This is a genomic window from Luteibacter sp. 621 (assembly GCF_050435445.1).
Taxonomy (GTDB): Bacteria; Pseudomonadota; Gammaproteobacteria; order Xanthomonadales; family Rhodanobacteraceae; genus Luteibacter.
Map to the genome: position 1 here is coordinate 273528 of NZ_JBNDKI010000001.1, position 18155 is coordinate 291682.

General features: G+C 63.8%; 11 protein-coding genes. 6 read left to right on the forward strand and 5 right to left on the reverse strand.

Annotated features, from left to right (window positions below):
• The first annotated feature begins 192 nt into the window (after nt 1-192).
• Together ABIE56_RS01285 and ABIE56_RS01290 are read left to right on the forward strand one after the other, a co-directional pair.
• A complete protein-coding gene (locus ABIE56_RS01285; protein WP_429242023.1) occupies nt 193-4728 on the forward strand; it encodes a hypothetical protein in 4536 nt (1511 codons plus the stop codon).
• 56 nt (nt 4729-4784) lie between these two features.
• Entirely contained in the window at nt 4785-6212 is a 1428-nt protein-coding gene (locus tag ABIE56_RS01290) for a hypothetical protein (RefSeq protein WP_429242024.1), read from the forward strand.
• Nucleotides 6213-6496: 284 nt separating this feature from the next.
• Here the strand turns inward: ABIE56_RS01290 and ABIE56_RS01295 are convergent, their stop codons facing one another.
• Nucleotides 6497-7786, reverse strand: coding sequence for a PD-(D/E)XK nuclease family protein (locus ABIE56_RS01295; RefSeq protein WP_429242025.1), 1290 nt, complete (start codon nt 7784-7786; stop codon nt 6497-6499).
• 63 nt (nt 7787-7849) lie between these two features.
• Nucleotides 7850-9064: a hypothetical protein gene (locus ABIE56_RS01300; protein ID WP_429242026.1), complete on the reverse strand. Its 1215-nt coding sequence runs from the start codon at nt 9062-9064 to the stop codon at nt 7850-7852.
• A gap of 221 nt (nt 9065-9285) precedes the next feature.
• On the opposite strand from ABIE56_RS01300, the gene ABIE56_RS01305 reads away from it, so the two are divergent.
• On the forward strand, nt 9286-10155 hold the full coding sequence (locus ABIE56_RS01305) for a HEPN domain-containing protein (RefSeq protein WP_429242027.1): 870 nt from the start codon (nt 9286-9288) through the stop codon (nt 10153-10155).
• Nucleotides 10156-10243: 88 nt separating this feature from the next.
• On the opposite strand, the gene flgE is transcribed toward ABIE56_RS01305, so the two are convergent.
• A complete protein-coding gene (flgE, locus tag ABIE56_RS01310; protein WP_429242028.1) occupies nt 10244-11467 on the reverse strand; it encodes a flagellar hook protein FlgE in 1224 nt (407 codons plus the stop codon).
• Between the two features lie 200 nt (nt 11468-11667).
• Here flgE and ABIE56_RS01315 point away from each other — a divergent pair, with 200 nt between their 5' ends.
• The gene (locus tag ABIE56_RS01315; RefSeq protein ID WP_429242029.1) at nt 11668-12429 is read left to right on the forward strand and encodes an alpha/beta fold hydrolase; all 762 of its coding nucleotides are present in this window, start codon (nt 11668-11670) and stop codon (nt 12427-12429) included.
• A 45-nt stretch (nt 12430-12474) separates the two neighbouring features.
• Here the strand turns inward: ABIE56_RS01315 and ABIE56_RS01320 are convergent, their stop codons facing one another.
• Nucleotides 12475-14133 carry an FAD-dependent oxidoreductase gene (locus ABIE56_RS01320; protein ID WP_429242030.1) on the reverse strand — a complete coding sequence of 553 codons (1659 nt, stop codon included), beginning with the start codon at nt 14131-14133 and terminating at the stop codon, nt 12475-12477.
• A gap of 270 nt (nt 14134-14403) precedes the next feature.
• Here ABIE56_RS01320 and ABIE56_RS01325 point away from each other — a divergent pair, with 270 nt between their 5' ends.
• Both ABIE56_RS01325 and ABIE56_RS01330 read left to right on the forward strand, forming a co-directional pair.
• On the forward strand, nt 14404-15336 hold the full coding sequence (locus ABIE56_RS01325) for a ketopantoate reductase family protein (protein ID WP_429242031.1): 933 nt from the start codon (nt 14404-14406) through the stop codon (nt 15334-15336).
• 87 nt (nt 15337-15423) lie between these two features.
• Nucleotides 15424-17745 (forward strand): diguanylate cyclase domain-containing protein, encoded by a 2322-nt coding sequence (locus tag ABIE56_RS01330; protein ID WP_429242032.1) that lies wholly within the window; start codon nt 15424-15426, stop codon nt 17743-17745.
• A gap of 2 nt (nt 17746-17747) precedes the next feature.
• On the opposite strand, the gene ABIE56_RS01335 is transcribed toward ABIE56_RS01330, so the two are convergent.
• On the reverse strand, nt 17748-18098 hold the full coding sequence (locus tag ABIE56_RS01335) for an ankyrin repeat domain-containing protein (protein ID WP_429242033.1): 351 nt from the start codon (nt 18096-18098) through the stop codon (nt 17748-17750).
• Between the last annotated feature and the right edge of the window lie 57 nt (nt 18099-18155).

Genomic DNA, 18155 nt, shown 5'->3' on the forward strand with positions numbered 1-18155 from the left:
AAAACACTGTCTAGACCGTAAAAAACAAATCGCTTCATTTCTTGAAGCATTTAAGATTGGCCCGGGGCAGAGCCAGGGTCTTTGAGGGCGGGGACGTCGGCATCGACCGCAGGGGAGCAGCCGTGAAAGGGCCGCCTTCAGGGCGCCGGCCAAATCGGTTAGCCTTGCCCCTCACTCAAGGAGGACACGGCAATGACCCTGGACGCGATGCGAGATGTTCTGGCCGCAATGGAGCCGACGGGAAGCGACGGATTCGAGGGACTCGCGGCCCTCGCCTTGAACGCGGCGACGCATCTGCATTTTCGGCTCACCAAGAGCGGCTCGCAGCAAGGAACCGACGGCGCCGGCGCCGGCCCCGCTGACGGCATCGGGTTCGAGTGCAAGCGCTACGACTCGAAGGTGGAGAGCGCCACCGTCAAGGTCAAGCTCCTCGACCTCCAGACACGGGACGATGTCGAGTTGTGGGTGCTTTGCGCCACCTGTCCGGTTGATGAGCGGATTGTCCGTTCTGTCCGACAACACGCCGACCTCTACGGGCTGCAGACCCAGGTGTTCGACTGGGATGATACGGGCGCCACCCCGCTTCTCGCGCTGCTCCTGTCCTTCATCCCTCCCGGAACACTAGACGCGTTTCTCGCCAAGGCCGGCGTGAGCCAGGCCGAGATTGACGGAGTGCGTACCGCGCTGGACACCCTTCGCGCCCAACCGGGATACTTGGCTGAGCGCCAGGAACTCCTCGCCGGGCTGGACGTCGTCAACCTGGGCTTTGCTGCCGCGCGGAGGGCAAATGCCGAATGGCTGGTCCAGACGCTGTCGGACAGGGAGGCCGCCATCGACCACCTGCGCCAGCCAATCGCCCCGCTCGACAAATCCGTCTCCCACCGCATCGTCCGAACCGCCCTCGTCCACACCGTCCAGGCGCACATGCAAGGACCCGCGCCCAAGGAAGCCCTGTTCCTGATTGGCGAGGAAGGCGCAGGTAAGTCCTGGTTGCCGCTAGACGCCTGGCTTGAACTGCCGGCCGATGAGCGCCCCATGCTCCTGGTCATCCAGTCCAGGGACCTGGCCGCACTCGGGGACGGGTTTGACCTCGTCCAGCTGCTTGCGACCAACCTTGCACGGCAAACCAATCGGCACGGAAACGGCATGACCCCGGGAAACTGGGAGCGGTTGGTGAGGCGCTGGGTGGACCCCCGGCCATACCGCTCGCTTGCCCTCGTCGTTGTGGTTGACGGCATCAACCAGCACGAAGCGGACTGGGGCCGCATCACCCGCAGGCTTTTTCGTGAGCTACGGGAACGCAACGCGCACCTTGTCGTTTCATCGAGGCAAGGCGTCTTCGAGGATGTGGTCCGCCCCCGTTTCTCCGAGGTCAGGACGTGTGCTGTACCGATTTGGACGGAAGGCGAGCGCAACGAGATACTGACCGCCGCCGGGCTCGCCGCAGACTCACTCAAGCCCTCCGTCGCAGCCTCGCTTCGAAACCCGAGGATGCTCTCCATCGCTCTCGAGTTGTTCGACGCAAACGCCTTGCAGTCGATGGACGAGCTGACCAAGGCGCAGTTGCTGTTTGAATATCTCCGGCGGGCCCGCCGCGACGATGCCAAAGACGAAAGCGCACCGGCTTTCATGCGGCGCCTGACGGGCCTTGCACAAACCTTGCTCGCCGCGACAACCCCCATTGAGAGGCGACGGGCGCGGATCCTCGACGAGGTGGGGGCAACCGCTGAGGGCCGCTTTTTTGTGCCTCTCGGTGACGACCCGACGCGCTACACGCTCTCTCCCGATGGCCTCACCCTTGCCCTTGGGCTTGCGGTCGTCGACCATGTGCGTGAGGCAATTCATGCCGGCATCACGCCCACGGAAGCGATTGCTTCACTGGTCGACCCGATATCCACCCTGGATGACACGGCAGACGTCCTGATGGCGGCCGCGTGGGCTGCCAACCTCTCGCGCGGCAACTCACGCCTTGACGTCGTCGCCGGCATCATCACCGCCTTCGTCGGTCTCCAGAACGTCGCCCCCGCCCATGCGCTGGGCCTCCATGCGTTTGCGAGGGAGTCTCCCGACGCGGTGGTCCTTGCTGCCGAACGCATCTGGCTTGCGCCCGGGCAGCTGCCGGAGAACGGTGAATGGGTCCAAGACGCCCTGTCTGCGCTTCCGTCCGGCTCCCCGTCCTGGACAGTGGTCGCCGCCGCAATCACCCGGTGGCTGTCTTTAGGTGCGCCCGCGCCCATCCCTGTTGAGAGCGGGAGCTCATCCCAGGAGGAACAGTCGCGTGAACGCCGGGTGCAGCGGTACCGGGGCCGTCTGGGGAAGCTGACCGAGCACGAGAAAGCGTTGCTTGCCGGCATGCAGGAATGCGAGGGAGACGTCGATGCACTCGCCAGCCTCTCGCTTGAGTTGCTCGCCGGCCGCGCGCTTGAACCATTTGTCCCGGCCTTGGCGAGATGGGCACTCAGCAGCCGGCTTGCCCAATCCAGCCGCTCTCCCGGTAGCGCCTTTTCCTGGCTGGGAAACCACAATGCGGTCGATTGGCCAGCGACGCGCGATGCCGTGCGCTCATGGTGCAACGACATGCTGAAAGTAGGCCACAGCGACACCGGCACGGCCGCCGTGGTGCAGATGTACCGCTTCACTGGCGACTCGGAGGACGGCCACACTGCCAGGCGTCTTCTCGATGAGATGCGCGCAAATGACCCCGAATATGCTCAGATTCGTGCGCTGAACGCCATGCAGTCGCCTGAATCGGCCGACCCCGCATCACCCCATCCAGATGACATCGCCACGCGCATCGAGCGGTTTGAGTCCATTGACGTGACGACGCTGTTCAACCACTTCGGCGCGACATCAGAGGACCACAATTTCGAACGTGACCTGCCCTGGGTTGCCCGCGTACAACCAACGACGGCCATTGCCAAGGTCCAGGCCTTCATCGAGCAGGTCCCGGCCCGGGACGGGATGGCGTTGCGACAGGGCATCTTCGCCATCGAGGCGTTCTCTTTGGCCATGTCACCTGGCCGTGCAGATGCGCTGCTCGATGTCCGCAACGCCTTGTTGATGGACAAGGCACAAGGTCTTTCCGAACGCGAGCGAGAGGTCATGGGCGGATATTGCCTACTGCTTGCCCTGCCCCAGCTCGACGGCGACGCGCAGCTCAACGCGCTGCTTCGACCTGCGCCCGAGCAGGCGGTATGGATACAGCACACGAGACGGTTCAAGGACGCCACGGCGCCCGGCATCGAGCAAGCGGCGCGGCAGGCACTGGCGTCCGGCAACCCGGTTGTCGGCCGGTACATCCTCGGGCATCTTGGGGCTTCGCATGACCCGGTCACGCCGGCCGTCGACGAGCTGGTCCTGAAAATGGTGGCAAGCGACGAACCGACTGACCGCGTCAGTGCCTTCGCGTTTCTCCAGCACCGGGGATTGAACGACGCACTGGCTACGTTCGTGGAAAGCGATTGGTCGTCGGCAACGGCCGCTAACGATACGGAAGCCTATTTCGGGTCCCTGGTGCTGGTCAAGGCCGTTAAACAGGCCCTTGCGTCGCCAGCTGCCGTCTCGCCAAGAATCACCGCCGAAGCCTTTGGTGCCTTTGCTCTCGCGAGCGCGGAAGCCGCCGCAATCGTCGGTGGATTCCTGCACATCTTTCTGCAAGCGATGGAAAGCAATGTCCTGCCCTCGCCCACAGTCGACCTGGAAGTCCAGCTTGGGGGTCCGCTTGTCCTGCGTGACCTCATTGATGTCGAGGAGCGCGACATTCCCGGCGACAAGGGATTCGGGCGCCTGAACTGGACGCCCGCCGACTATGCCGCCAAGGCAAAGCGTGAGCATGAGGCGCTCATGGCATTTTGTAACGCGCTGACACGGGTTGATGCGGCGCTTGCACTCCGGACCCTGCGACCCGAGGGCATGCACGCCGCCTTCGCCGCGTCAGCCTCGTTCCTGGACGCGTGGACCGACCGGCTCCTCCGCATGCCCCGCTCCGGCCAGCGCGCCGTTGCCAATATTGCGCTCATGTTCGCCGGATACCTTGCACAGGTCACACCTAGTCGCGCACGCATGCTCTTTGACGCCTACGCGGACGTGGAGCCCTACGTGTCGCTCGTCTTCCACATGGCCGCCTACCCCCTCGCCTCGCAGGTCGCCTGGCAGGCGGCCGGCACCGCGACGTTTGCTGACCTGTGCGGCAAGCGCCTTGATGGAGCGAAAAACGACGCAGCGCTGGCCAGGGAGGTCGTCGCGGCGCAGACCGAAGGGAGGACCGACGTGTTGCTCGCATGGGTCGATACATCGCTTGCCACCGGCCTTCCTGCGCGGGTGGCAAGAGCTTTCGCCGTTCTCGGCTTCATGGACAGGTCCCCGGACGTGGATGTCCGTCTTGCCTCAGGGAGCTCGATGGGCGGATTGCCAGGCGCTGCCTGGAAGCACGCCACGAGGGCGTACGAGTCAAACACATGGGCCCGTCACTGGTTCGAAGCGTTGCTCGCGGCGCCCACCGACGCGGAAGCGTGGCCGTTCCTGGTGCAGCTCGAAGAATGCGCGGACGCCCGGTACGACCTGTGGTCGGGTGACCTCGCCGGTCATGCTGCACACATCCACCGCCTCGCAACCGGCGTACGAGGCGCAGTCCGGAAACGGGCAGGAAAAACGGCTCACGAGCGGGAAAAGACTCTCTTCGGCGAGCCCCGACCCGATGAGGTGTTCCTCGATTCGGCGCTTCGGTAGGTCAGACGCCTCCGGATTCGTGCACTGCCCCCGACGACTGACCAAGCCCGTACCTCATGACCTCTTACTATCGATTCCGTCCCATCGACCGCCTGCTCGGCAAGTCCCGGGAGCTTGAGACCCAGACCATTTACTTTGCTGGTCCCGACGAGCTCAACGATCCGATGGAGGGCCGCGCAGACGTCGTCTTCCGGGGCGACGCCATCGTTTGGGAGAACCTCTTCAGGCATTTCGTTGCCTGTCTGACGTGGGCCGTGGTCGCGTCGGCATCCGGCGAGCACCGCCCCATCCGCCTTGCCGACATGCCCATCGAAGATCCGCTCGACTCAAAGGTCGAATCCGTGGTCAGGGCCATCGAGGAGCTCGCCGACCGTCTGGTTGCGACGCCTGACATCCAGATGCTCGTCGCCCACCTGGCGAACCGTGGCATTCCGGCCAGCGAATCCGAACTGCGGATTTACCTCAAACAGCTCCATCCCGACTGGACAGTCGCGATTCTCGACGTCCTTCCCGGGCACCCATTGGGCGGGACCGTCTCCGTGGCGACGCCGCCTGATGTGCTCGCCATTGTCCGGGCGACGGATGAAACATTGGCTGGGATGGCCGGGCACAGCGACGCTGAGTCACGACTCGAAGCGATGTTCCAGGCCGCAGAGGTGAGCGCCCAAGGCCGCAAGGTCCACCTATGGGCGAGGACCGACCGTCCTGCAGGACCCAACCACCGCTTTGTGTACCTCGATTTCGTTGACCATTACCTCACTGGATTGCGGCGCCTCCTGCATCCGGACTGGTACACGGCATGCTTCATGGACGATGTGGGCAATTCTGCCGTGTGGGGACACTATGCCAACGGTCACCGGGATGTCTGCCTGAAATTCCGGGCAAAGTCAGTCGGTGAAAGGCACGCCCTGCCGCTGCGCGTTCCGGCGGGTTTCAACAGGGAAGAAACGCTGTGGAGCACGCTCGACCTTGAATTCCAGCAGGTCCGCTATACCGATGAAGGAGTCCGCCTGAACTTCTTTACCGCCATGGGCAACCTGCCCGCCCCGACGCTCAACAAGGTGTGGCGGGTGAGCCGTGCCGGTAAGCTGAGCGCCATTGAACAGGAAGTCCACGGGGATGAACATCGCTGGCGCGCGGGCTACTGGCAGCAGTTTGAGGCTGCCATCACGAGGAAAAACACGGAATGGTCGCCGGAACGGGAGTATCGCCTCACCTTCCATAGCGATGTACTCGACCTTGCCCCTGCCGGGATGCGGCTGATGCGATACAACTTCGAGGACCTTGAAGCGATCGTCTTCGGCATCAAGACCTCCGACGCCAACAAGCAGGCGCTCTTCCAGCTGGTGCAGGCAAAGTGCGTCGCTACCGGGCGGCATGATTTCGAGTTTTTCCAGGCGGTGCGGAACACGGGCAGCCGGCAGATTGAACTGCGAAGCCTCGGCCGCATCCGAAACATTCGGCCCGAACCGTCGACCGGTTAGTCCGGCTGGCGACGGTCCCCGCCACCTGTTACGGATGACGGCGCCTTGCACTTCCGCCCCCTCAATGACTGGACCTTCCCCTTCGCAACGTTCCTAAGACCGTCAAGCCGTTCGTCGCCGCACACGCTCCCCGACCCACCATTGGCACGCCTCGCTCCGCATCGCGCCTCCCTGCCCGGTTCACGCAACCCTTTGCCGGCGGGGCAGTGTTTCGACAGCAGGCCACGGGAGGGGTCGCCAGAAGCATGCCCCATCTGGCCCGACAGGACTCTGTCGCATGGTCGTCAAGCCAAGGCCGATGAGAGCCGGGCTTCGAGCTCTACAAGGACTTTTTTCAGCTCATCGAGGGTCAATCCCCGCCAGACAGGCACACGACGACGACGGGCCTGCGTATAGCTGTCAAAGCGCTCATCGTCGACTGCGAGCGCGCCGCGAAGCGCGTGGGCGACCTCGGGCGTTTTGGCTTCCAGCTGGTCCCAGCAGACCAGCACATTGAACTTCGTCTGGTCCTTGCCCGAGTATCGCACCCGGATATACACCGGCCAGTACTCCTCCCGGCTGAGGTTTTCGCAGCCCCGGGGACAAACGTCGAGTGTCGCCCGGCGCGCATGCAGATTGTCGCGGGGCATGCCCGGGATGGCCGCCCGGACTTCAGTCAAGACGGAAGCCATGCCCTTCGTCTCGCGAAGCGTCTTGATGACACTCTTGTTTTGCAGAGAAAACAGCAGCTTCGTCCGGTTTGCAGCAGGGCTCGTCAGCCAGTCATTGGCAGCGTCCTGGCGCCCCGTGCCAAGGAGCTCGTTGATGGCGCCGGGATGGGCCTGATGGATGGCTGCAGCGAGCTGTTCGACGCGCTCAGCGCCTTCCGCCGGAAGGTCTGCGAGGCGTTGACAGTAAGCGGCAACAAGCTTTGCCGATGCGTTGCCACGACTCACATGGGCCTGGGCGCGCACCGCTGAGGTTTCCAGCCAATCGTAGCCCACATGCAGCCAGTAGCTACCAGACGGGCGCGGAGCCTCCTGCGTGGCGTCGTGGTAGTAATCCATCGCAATGTAGACGGAGTCGAGCTTGCGCAAGCGCGGGTTGGCCTTCAGTGCCGCGCCAACATCCTCGCGGTAGCGTTCGAGCTGTTCCTCTGTGTGCCTGGCGCCCACCTTGTTTTCGATGATTACAACGAAGTTGTTCTGGGTATCGACAACACAGAGGTCAATCCGCGCAGTCTCCGACACCCAGAACTCGGTCAGGGTGAAGGCGGAAGCAAAGCTCGATGTACGGATACGGGAAGCGGGCCAACGGGCAAGGAAATGCGCCGTCACGCCGCGCTTGTCGAGGCCACTGCCCCCAGATGAAAAAACAGACGATGCGTGCGTGAGCAGATCCCGCAGCACTTCATCCCCTTGGCTGTGCCCTTCTTTTGGGTCAAGCATCCAGGCCAGGATGGTCGAGTTCTGCTTTTCGCTGAGCCTGACGACGTCAAAGATGCTGTCGCCTGTGCGGTGGAGCTCACAGAGCTCAACCAGCCTTGGGTCAGCCATCAGTCGCTCCATGTCTCGTTCACGGGATGTCGCAGCCATGCGTTTTTCCTTTTTTCAGTGCGGTGCCTTACGGCGCCCGGCAGTCGCTGAGCGCCGGACGCATCATGCGCGACGATGGTGGTCCGCGACCAGGCCCGGGATGTCTGAGAGCGAGGCCGCAAGCTGCTTCGTTGCTGCCATGGACGATGAGCGAAGGACCTCAGCGGTGTGGCCGTCTGCACGGAAGATGTCCACATGCGGGAGGAACACCGCGTGCATGGCGTCAAAGTAATCGTGCGACGCCTTGCCGGCCGGGTTCCGTGGATGCTTTTCCCTGCCTGCACCTTCGATAATTCGGATGATGAAGTCATGCAGTGCGTAAAGGGAGGGGGTTGTCCCTGGACCAAGAGGCGGCAGTCCCTTGAAGTCCTCCGCTTCTTTTCCGAACAGTCCGGCAGCCATCAGGCGGGGCACTTCATCCAACCATTCGTCCCTCATCTTCCCAAGCGCCGATTGCACTGTGCCTGTCCCACCGTTGTCACTGGCGCCGGCTTTGAGCGCGGCATGTGTCGCCTTGGTCCGGTTGAAGTATTCGACGACAACCTCTTCCATGCTGCGCGCCTTCGCGCGCAGCTCATCAACATACTGTCGCCCCGCATCACCACTTTTGACCACCCATTCGGAGAGATTGACGATATCGTCGAGCGCCTCGCGGTAGAGTCGGTTGAGGTCCGCAGGGTTGGTTGATGTTTTGAGATCCGTCAGCAGTTTCGCCTGGTCGCCGGGACGAAACGGAAACCTGCGCACCAACTCATCGAGCAATCGCATCTCCTCGTCGGAGTTCTTGCTGTCACGAAGAAGTCTGGTCGCGCCCTTGAACCTGGCACGCCGCTCATTGCGGCTTGCCCCGGCATTCCGCCAATCCTGCATCAACTCCTTGCGAACCAGGTCCCAGAGCGGTGGGATCTGCGGCGCACGGTAATACCAGTCCCTCCGCAGCCTCGGCCGCTCGCGGGAGCGATGGTGTTGTGCAACCACTCGCCGGATCTCATGGTCAAGGATTGACCACGCGGAAGGGTGATGTTCCAGACCGCTCAGCTCCGCGATGGTCCGGATGCGCTGCAGGCTCCTGTCGTCCGGCAAAACATTGTCCGGGTCCTTCGGCAGGCACTCGAGCACGAGGATGTCGCTGAATGGGAACTTTGCGAGGCCGCTGGTTTTGAGCGCAAGCAGCTCGCTTTTGAGTTCCGCACGATCCGGCTTGGTCAATTCGGAGATGTCGGAACTGTCGAGATACACGATGGCGGCCTGTGTCGCCGGGGAGGTTTGCTTGCTCATGGTTCCTTGCGAAAGTTCGGTCTGAATCAAGGTGGAGACCAGCAGCGCACGCAGCCCGTTTACGGCCGGCCTCCGCAGACGCTACGCCGTCTGATGCACACTGGCTTGGACAACGCTGACCGTTGTTCTTTCTTGCAGCATATCGCCTGGTGAATATCTCCCTTGTTCCTTGACGAGTCACCCCCATAGCTTGACTCTCACCATCAGGAATGCACGGACCGATGAGCGACTGGACTGACGAGACCTTGCGCGCCCTCAACAGACAGTACGCTGAAGCAGGCCTCAAGCCCTTCCAGCGGCCTTTGCGTGCCGCCGTCGATATCCTGAAGGGTTCGTTCTCGATGGGCGCGGGCGGCAATCCGGAGGTCGAGGCGATCACCGCCCGGTTTCGCGCACTGTTTCCTGCCGGAGATGACACATGGCCAGGGCTCGGCGCCGGCATCATCGCGTCGACGGACGACGTGAGGAAGGTGATCGCCGGCATCCCCTTCGGTAGCCCGGCGCTCCCGCCGCCCTGGCGGTATCTCGGGTTCGATAGCGAGACATTGTGGCGCGAATGGTGTCAGGACGACAGCGGCATCATCACAGGCACAGTCCACGCCATGGCGGACATCCACGATTTTGCAATCGGCGCCGACACCCTGCGCCACGGGAACGCACAGGCAGCATCACTCTGGCACATGGCAGGGGAAAACCTTGCAAACCTTGCTGACATCCTGCCGAAAACGGGAGGCGTCGACAGCGTGCTTCAGCCCATCTGCCTGACGGCCGAGCTCTCGCTGAAAGCCGCCATTGCCCATGCCGGAACAACGCCTCCGCACCATCACAAGCTGGTGAGTCTCGCGAACCAGCTGGCCGGCCTGGCGCCGCACGCAGACGACAACCTAATCGCACAGGCGGTCGCACTGTTTCCACCGTATGTCGAGTCTCGCTATGAAGGCGCGGGTCTTGTCCGGCTGCATGTGGTCCGCCTCGCCCTTGCCTCACAATTCATCGCTGCATCAAGCACGCGGCGCTTTCTCGGCAACGACCTGGCAAAGTGGATGGCGGACAACGCCTGGGCTCCGGCGCGCGGGCCCCTGCTTCCCTGAGGTTTGGCCAGACTCCGGCCCTCAGGAGAAGTCGCTCGGGCGCCCCCGGGGAGGCGCGCGCCGCCCCTCCCCACGCAGCAAACCGTCGTCAGTTGCGGATATTGAGGATGGTCTGGGTCAGCTGGTTGTCCGTCGACAGCACCTGTGCATTGGCCTGGTAGTTGCGCTGGGCCTTGATCATGTTGACCAGCTGCGCGGTGAGGTCCGCCGTGTTTGATGATTCGAGCTCGCCCGACCCGATGCTGCCAACGTCACCACTCCCCGCCGCGCCCCGGACCGGCTGGCCCGACTCGGCGGACGCTGCCCAGTTGGTGTCATTGAGCTGGCGCAGGCCCTGGGGATTGGCAAAGGTCGCCAGCGCGACCTGGCCCAGGGGAGTCGTCACGCCGTTGGAATAGATCGCCGACACAACACCGGTGTCCGACACGTCAATCTTCGAGAACTTGCCTGCCGGGTAACCGTCATTCGTCGTGCTGGTCGTCGATGACGAGTCGCCAACCTGGGTGACCTTGCTCATGTCGAGACTGACATCGAGCGGTTCGGCGCCGGGATTTGCCGAAATCGGACCAAAGTCGAGCTTGCCATCGGTCGGGGACGTCAGCGCGCCGCCGGTGGAGAAATTGAGCGTCTTCGCGCCGCCGACCTGGTTGCCATCAACCGTCATGTACGCGGTCCACGTATTCGTGCTGGCGTCACTCTTGGCGTAATACACATTGACCGTGTGTGTGGCGCCCAGCGAATCGAAGGCCTGGAAGGTCGACATGGAGGTGTACGTGTTGCTGTCCGTGGGACTGAATGTCCCGGTGGCAGCCTTCGCGCTCGCGGCAAGGTTCGCCGTGATGCCAACCTTGCTGCTTGCCTTCGCCGCAGACGACCCGGACGTCAGCTGGAGGTCCTTCAAAGCGCTCATGTCGTATCCGCCGGACGCCGTCGGCGGATAGACCTGCAGATGCTGACCGGTCGAGTTGACAATGAAGTTGTTGTCGTCCGGATGGAAATTGCCGGCCCGCGTGTAGGAGTATCCGGACCCGTCGCGCAGGGTGAAGAAACCCGCGCCTGTAATGGCCATGTCATAGGCATTGCCGGTCTGCGTGGTGTTGCCGTCGCCAAACTGCTGGGCGATGTTGGTCACCCGCACGCCGTTGCCAGCGGACGTCGCCGACAGGTTCTGCCCGGCGACTGAATAGACCTGCGAGAACTCGGCCCGTGACCCCTTGAAGCCCACCGTGCTGGTGTTTGCGATGTTGTTGGCCGTCACCGCAAGATCCGTGGAGGCAGCGTTGATGCCGCTGAGGGCAATGTCGAAAGGCATGGGATCGGGTCCTTTGTTCCGGGGCGCGGTAGGAATGGGGGCGGACGGATTGCCGCGCGATTGTTTCAGGCAAGCGGCCAATCTCCTTGGACAGGACTGCGGCGGGCGAGAGCCTCAGTCTGAAACAAGTCCATTGCCGGTCGATTGACGAGACTTCGGGTCACTTCCGGGCCGCATGCCCCTCCCAACAGGACCCTCAGATGGCATCTTCCAACCACCCCGTACGGTCAGACTCGTCCGGCGCCACCGCCAGCACGCCAAAACTGACGATCGTTCTGGTCCATGGCGCGTTTGCCGACACGTCAAGCTGGAACAACGTCATCGGAAGACTGCACAAAAACGGCTACACGGTCGTCGCGGCCGCAAACCCGCTCCGGTCAGTCGGCGAGGACGCGGCTGCCGTGGCAGGCGTCATTGACAGCATCCAGGGGAACGTTGTGCTTGTGGGCCACTCCTATGGCGGCTCGGTCATCACCGAAGCGGCCGAAGGAAAGGGAAATGTCAAAGCCCTCGTGTTCGTCGCCGCATTTGTCCCCGAAGCCGGCGAGTCTGGCATGGCCCTCTCCGCGAAGTATCCGGGGAGCACCCTGGGGCCGACCCTGGCGCCGCCAGTCCCCTTGCCGACGGGGGGCCATGATCTCTACGTCCAGCAAGCGAAGTTCCACGGGCAGTTTGCCGCCGACCTTCCCGAAACAGAGGCGGCCGTAATGGCCTCCGGTCAGCGCCCGGTGACCGACATCGCGCTCAACAGCGCACCGACCGTTGCCAGTTGGACCCACATTCCCTCCTGGCACATCTACGGAGACGCCGACAAATGCATTCCGCCCGCTGCCATGGCCTTCATGGCAGAGCGCGCGGCATCACGGAAGACCATCGTGGTGTCGGGCGCATCGCACATGGTCATGGTCCCGCACGCCGACGAGGTCGCGGCGCTCATTGAAGAAGCCGCATCAGCAAGATAACGGCCGCGTCACACAGTGCCCGCCAAGCGGGCGCTTTGTGAAACGTCAGACTGGGGGCGCGAGGAACTGGTGCACGGAGGCAATCACAGCGGCCCCTTCGCCCACGCCTGCCGCAACGCGCTTGATGGACCCGGAGCGCACATCACCGATGGCAAAGATGCCTGGCGTGCCCGTCGCGAAAGCACCCCCCTGGTCCGGCGCCAGACCGGCATCGGCGCCCGTGAGCACGAATCTCGCCGCGTCGAGCGCAAGGCAGCCACCCAGCCAGTCGGTGTTTGGTTCGGCGCCAATCATCACGAACAATCCCGACACCGGGTGTGACTCGACGCCTCCGGTCATGGCGTTTTGCCAGCTGACCTGCTCGAGGTTCGAGCCTCCGGAGAGCCGCGTGATGGTCGAGTGGCTGTGGAGCGTGATGCGGGAGGATTGGTTGATGCGCTGGACCAGATAGTCCGACATCGTGGCCGCCAGCCCCTCGCCGCGCACCACAATGTGCACATGGGACGCCGTCGACGACAGGAACACGGCAGCCTGACCCGCCGAATTGCCACCGCCGACCACCACGACTTCCGTCCCGGCCGACAGCTGTGCCTCCATGTGCGTTGCCGCATGGTGGATGCCCTGCCCCTCGAATCGCTCGTAGTCGGCAAGGTGGAGTTTCCTGTAGCGCGCCCCGCTTGCCACCACGATGCTGCGGGTCAGCACCGCCTGGCCGTCGTCGAGGGTCATGAGAAACGGCCGCTGGCTGCAATCGAGCGAGACGGCCGCGCGCGACACGGACAACCGCGCACCGAATTTCTGCGCTTGCGCCTGGGCACGTCCGGCGAGGTCGTGGCCGGAGATGCCCATGGGAAAGCCGAGGTAGTTTTCGATTTTTGACGACGTTCCCGCCTGTCCGCCCGGCGCCAGGCTTTCGATGACCAGGGTGTCGAGCCCCTCGGACGAGGCGTAGACAGCTGCGGCAAGACCCGCCGGGCCTGCGCCAACCACTGCCACGTCAAACACGTGGCCCGGCTCGATGAGCTCGGTCATGCCGAGCGCGTCCGACAACTGGCCCGCTGCAGGGTTCTTGAGCACCTCGCGCCGGTTGGTCAAAACCACCGGGAGGTCCGCCCCGGTCAGCCCGAAGCTCTCGAGTTCCGCCCGGCCACCCTCGTCGGTCTCCGTGTCGATGAGCGAATAAGGATAGTTGTTGCGCTCGAGAAACCGCCTGATGCGCTGCGTGTCGCCTGAGTGGGTCGGGCCGATGATGACCATGCCCCCGACGCTCGTTTTGAGGATGCGGGCGCGGCGCAACATGTAAGCGCGCATCACCACTTCGCCAATATCGGGCTCAAACGACACCATCGAGCGGAACTGGTCACGGCGCAGCCGGATGACGCGGGTATCCGGGCCGGCACGGCCTGAAACCTTGATTTCCCGGTCGGTCAATGTATCGAGTTCGCCCGACAACTGACCTGCACCATGGACGGTGACGGTGCGAAGCGTGCCGTGCACATCGCGCTCAAACGCTTCGATGCTTCCCCGGACAACAACGAAAAAGTCCGGGGAGCGCTGCCCGCGCTCGTAGAGCACTACGCCCTCAGCAATGTCCTCTTCCGTGCCAAACCGGGCCAGACGACGGAGCATGTCGTCGCTCAGGCGGGGAAAGGTATCGGCGTCACGGCCGTCGGCAAGCTCTGCTAGATGAATGTCGTCGGCCACGTGCACCTCAAAGGTCAAACGTCTCCGAGGCAGGTTCACCATTGACGTTGTTGCTTCATATACTGAAGTGTCTGACATCTTTCAGTCAAGTGCAGACGATCCGCATGCCCGACCACGCCCCACGCACTTTGCCTTAGACCAAAGTCCCCGCTGCGGCATCACTCTCGTCCAATTGGCACGGCACGCCGCACGGTAAAACGGCAACAGGTCCGCCACTGGACCCCGTGGGCCGGACGCCCGGGCATTCCAATCACTTCCAGGTTCCTTTCCATGAAGATTCTCGTTCTCGGCGCCGGTGCCATCGGCGGCTATTATGGTGCCCGCCTCATCGAAGCCGGCGCTGATGTGACATTCCTGGTGCGCCCTGCCAGGCAACACCGGCTGCAAACCCGGGGCCTGCAGATTGAAAGCGGGGTGGGCCGTTTCGACCACGCGGTAAACACCGTCATCAAAGCCTCCGATGCTGGTCAAAGTGACCTTGTCTTGCTCACGTGCAAGGCATACGACCTCGACGGGGCAATCGAAGCCATTGCGCCGGCCGTCGACGCGGGCGCGGCCGTGCTTCCTTTTCTCAACGGTCTCGGCGCCTACGACCGTCTTGATGCCAGGTTTGGCAGGGACAAAGTCCTTGGAGGCGTTGCCTATATTGCAACCACACTGACCGACGAAGGCGTCGTACAGCATCTGGCCGACGCCGACACCATGATTGTCGGCCCCCGCGCGCGGGCTGCGGAATCGGTTGCCCGCCGCTTTTTCGACCTCGCCAGCACGACACCGGGTTCGCGCAAATATGCGCCAGACATCGACCAGGCGCTCTGGGACAAGTGGGTGCTATTGGCCGCCGGCGCGGCCGTGTGCTGCCTGCTTCGCGGCACCCTGCGGGAGATTTTGCAGACCAATGCGGGCGAGAAAATCATGCGCAGCGCCATCGGCGAATGTGCAGCGGTGGCGGCCGCCTCCGGCCACGCCCTGGCACCCGACACCCTTGCCTTCACGGAAGGATACCTGATTGCCGTCCAGTCCAATTGGGCAGCGTCAATGATGCGGGACATCAACCAGTCGCGGCCCCGCCTGGAAGCGGATGCGATAGTCGGGGACATGCTGGCACGGGCCGTGTCCCTCGGCCTGGCGGCACCGGTCCTCGAGGCCGCCTATGCAAACCTTCAGATCTATCAAAACCGCAAGGCCGAAGAAACCCGCTGACGCTCAACGGAAAGCAGCCAGCCTCGCCCTTCCCGCGCCGGCCAGCGGTGGCCGGTGCGCCCATCTGTCTACTCCCCCGGTCCACCGATGCCCCAGGAACGCCACAAGCTCCTCTCACGCCTCATCGACCGGAGCATCGGGACCAGCCTCGCCCTCGTCATCTTGCTGCCGGCCGCAACCCTTGCGGCCACCTGGGGCGTCCTGGCCGCACAGCACCGGCTGGCCGACGCTTACCGCACCCTCATCGCCGCCGATGCCATCTCCTCGGAAGTCCAGGCGATGCGCCTCTCGATGGCCTCCTGGGTCCTTCGCGGGGACGCCGGCTCACGCGCGGAATGGATACGTCTCTCGCAAGTGGCGAGGGTCGACCTCGGGGCGCTTCGGAGACGCTCACAGACCGACCCGCAGGGCCGCTTGCTCATTGGTGCAGTCACCAACGGGTTGAACGAGCGCATCGATACGGCGACACCGCTCCTGGCAACCCGCGCAGGCGAGCCGGGTGATGAGCGCATCAGCCAGATGATGGCACCAGCCTACCAGGCACGAAACAACGAGCTTGCAACCGCGCTGGCGCGCCTTCGGTCGCACCAGATTGAACGGGTCGACTCCCTGCAGCAACGCGAGCGTCGGGTGCTCATTGGGGCTGGAGCCGTGCTCGTCGTCCTGGTGACCGTCGTGACCCTGAGCCTGCGCAGGGCTCGCCGGACGGCGCGCGCCGTTGTCCGCAACCTGCGGGACGCGTTTCGCGCCGTCGAGCACAGCCGTGCGGAGCTTGCCGCACTCACCGATGCCGCGCCCCTTGCGATGGTGCACACGGATTTGTCCGGCGTTCCCCTGTGGACGAATTCGCACGCGGCCCGGTGGTTGTCGGCCACGGCCCCAGCGGACGTCACCGACCGACTCCATGCGCTCCTGCACCCGGATGACAAAGGACGCGTCAGGGCGGCCTGGCAGCGTCTTCTCGGAGGCGCCGAGCGCTTCGACCAGATCTTCCGGCTCGAGTCAGGCATGCCGCAACCCACCTGGGCGGAAGCGCATGCGGTCCCGGTGCGGGTCAACGGTACGACCACCGGTTTCATCGCCGTGATGCAGGATGTTACGGCGACACGGGTCCTTCAGGAGGAGCTGGGCCGGAGCCAGACCCGCCTGCAGCGGATGATGGACGCGGTTCCGGCGCTCATGGCGCACATCGATGTCACCGAAACCTACCAGTTCGTCAATGCCACTTACGCCGCGTGGTTTGGCGAGGCGGCGCCCAGGGTAGGCTCGACCATCCGCGACTTCCTCGGCGAGAGCGCCTACCTTCGTCTCAAGCCCTCCATCGACACTGTTATCTCGGGCCGCGCGGTGCGCCTTGAGATGGCCCAGAGCAATCTCCACGGCCTCGCCTTCGTCGGCGAGGTCAGCTATACCCCGGAGTTCGACGAGAGCGGGCGTGTCTGTGGGTTTTATGTCCTCGTCACCGATGTCACGCACCGCAAGACGCTTGAGGACGGACTCTATGCCGCCAAGGAGATGGCACAGGTCACCCTCGATTCCCTCGGCGACGCGGTCATCACCACCGACGAGACCGGCATCGTCACATTCCTCAACCGGCGCGCCCGGAAGATGCTCGCCCCGGTCGCCCACCGCGCGCTCGGCGTTCATGTCGACCAGGTCATCCGGCTCGTCGACCGCATGGGCCGGGTCACCCAGACCTCCCTGTCCCGGGCCATCGAGGAAGAGCGCCTCGTTGACATGCTCGCGCCCCGCAGGCTCGTCCTCAGCGAGGGGGGTGACGGAATTGAAATCGAGGATGTCGCAGCGCCCATCCGCATGCGCGACGGCATCGTGGTCGGCGGCGTGCTCGTCTTGCGCGATGTGTCCATCGCCCAGTCGGTTGCCGACCGCATGCGCCACCTGGCCGAGTCGGACGCCTTGACGGGCTTGTCAAACCGCATGGCGTTCGACGAGCACCTCGCCCGGGCTTTGCGTGAGCGGACGGGTACCGACATGGTCGCCATCCTTTTCATGGATCTTGACGGATTCAAGGCCGTCAACGATGTCCACGGTCATGCCGCCGGAGACGAGCTGCTGAAACAGGCAGCCGCGCGGTTTCTGGATGTTGCCCAGGCCGGGGACGTCGTTTGTCGCCTTGGTGGCGACGAATTTGCGGCGCTGCTCTCGCCAGGGTCGTCTTCAGCGGATGCGCTCCGACGGGCCCGTGCATTCGTCCGCATTGCCGGTGAGCCATTCCCTTGGTCGGGCATGGCCCTCCACGTGACGCTCAGCGTCGGCATTGCGGTGTCGCCCTGTGACGGAACCGATGCGCCGACATTGCTCCGCAACGCCGATACAGCGCTCTACGAGGCCAAGGAAGCGGGAAAGAACCGTGTGCGGCTCTACAGCGAGGATGTCCCGCGAGCTTGACCTTACAGCCCCGACCGTCCGAGCCGTGCCTGCATGGCGGCTGGCAACTCGTCCCACTGCCAGTCTTCCCAACGCGACACATCAGACAAAGGGGCCATCAGGCGCACCACACGACCACGCCTGTGACGGGCGGCGCGCCAGAGCGCTTCGGAATTGCGGGCGCGGGGATTTGCATCTGTCCCACCCAGCAGCGCCAGCACAACCTCCACGTGCCCTCGATGGCAAGCGTGCAGGAGCGCCGTATTCACGTCACTGCATGCCATCACATCGGAGTCCTGGAGCAACTGGTGGACACGCTTCGTGTGGCCATCCCATGCCGCATCGCAAAGCAGCCGGCTTTTCCTTGAATCCATGGGCGCCTCCCTGGCGCAAACGTCCTTCCTGGACGCCCTCAGTCAAGCAGACATCGG

Bases quoted from the DNA above. Each gene is read 5' to 3' on its own strand.
- ABIE56_RS01285 (WP_429242023.1), top strand. From the start codon at position 193: ATGACCCTGGACGCGATGCGAGATGTTCTGGCCGCAATGGAGCCGACG.
- ABIE56_RS01290 (WP_429242024.1), top strand. From the start codon at position 4,785: ATGACCTCTTACTATCGATTCCGTCCCATCGACCGCCTGCTCGGCAAG.
- ABIE56_RS01295 (WP_429242025.1), bottom strand. From the start codon at position 7,786: ATGGCTGCGACATCCCGTGAACGAGACATGGAGCGACTGATGGCTGAC.
- ABIE56_RS01300 (WP_429242026.1), bottom strand. From the start codon at position 9,064: ATGAGCAAGCAAACCTCCCCGGCGACACAGGCCGCCATCGTGTATCTC.
- ABIE56_RS01305 (WP_429242027.1), top strand. From the start codon at position 9,286: ATGAGCGACTGGACTGACGAGACCTTGCGCGCCCTCAACAGACAGTAC.
- flgE (WP_429242028.1), bottom strand. From the start codon at position 11,467: ATGCCTTTCGACATTGCCCTCAGCGGCATCAACGCTGCCTCCACGGAT.
- ABIE56_RS01315 (WP_429242029.1), top strand. From the start codon at position 11,668: ATGGCATCTTCCAACCACCCCGTACGGTCAGACTCGTCCGGCGCCACC.
- ABIE56_RS01325 (WP_429242031.1), top strand. From the start codon at position 14,404: ATGAAGATTCTCGTTCTCGGCGCCGGTGCCATCGGCGGCTATTATGGT.
- ABIE56_RS01330 (WP_429242032.1), top strand. From the start codon at position 15,424: ATGCCCCAGGAACGCCACAAGCTCCTCTCACGCCTCATCGACCGGAGC.
- ABIE56_RS01335 (WP_429242033.1), bottom strand. From the start codon at position 18,098: ATGGATTCAAGGAAAAGCCGGCTGCTTTGCGATGCGGCATGGGATGGC.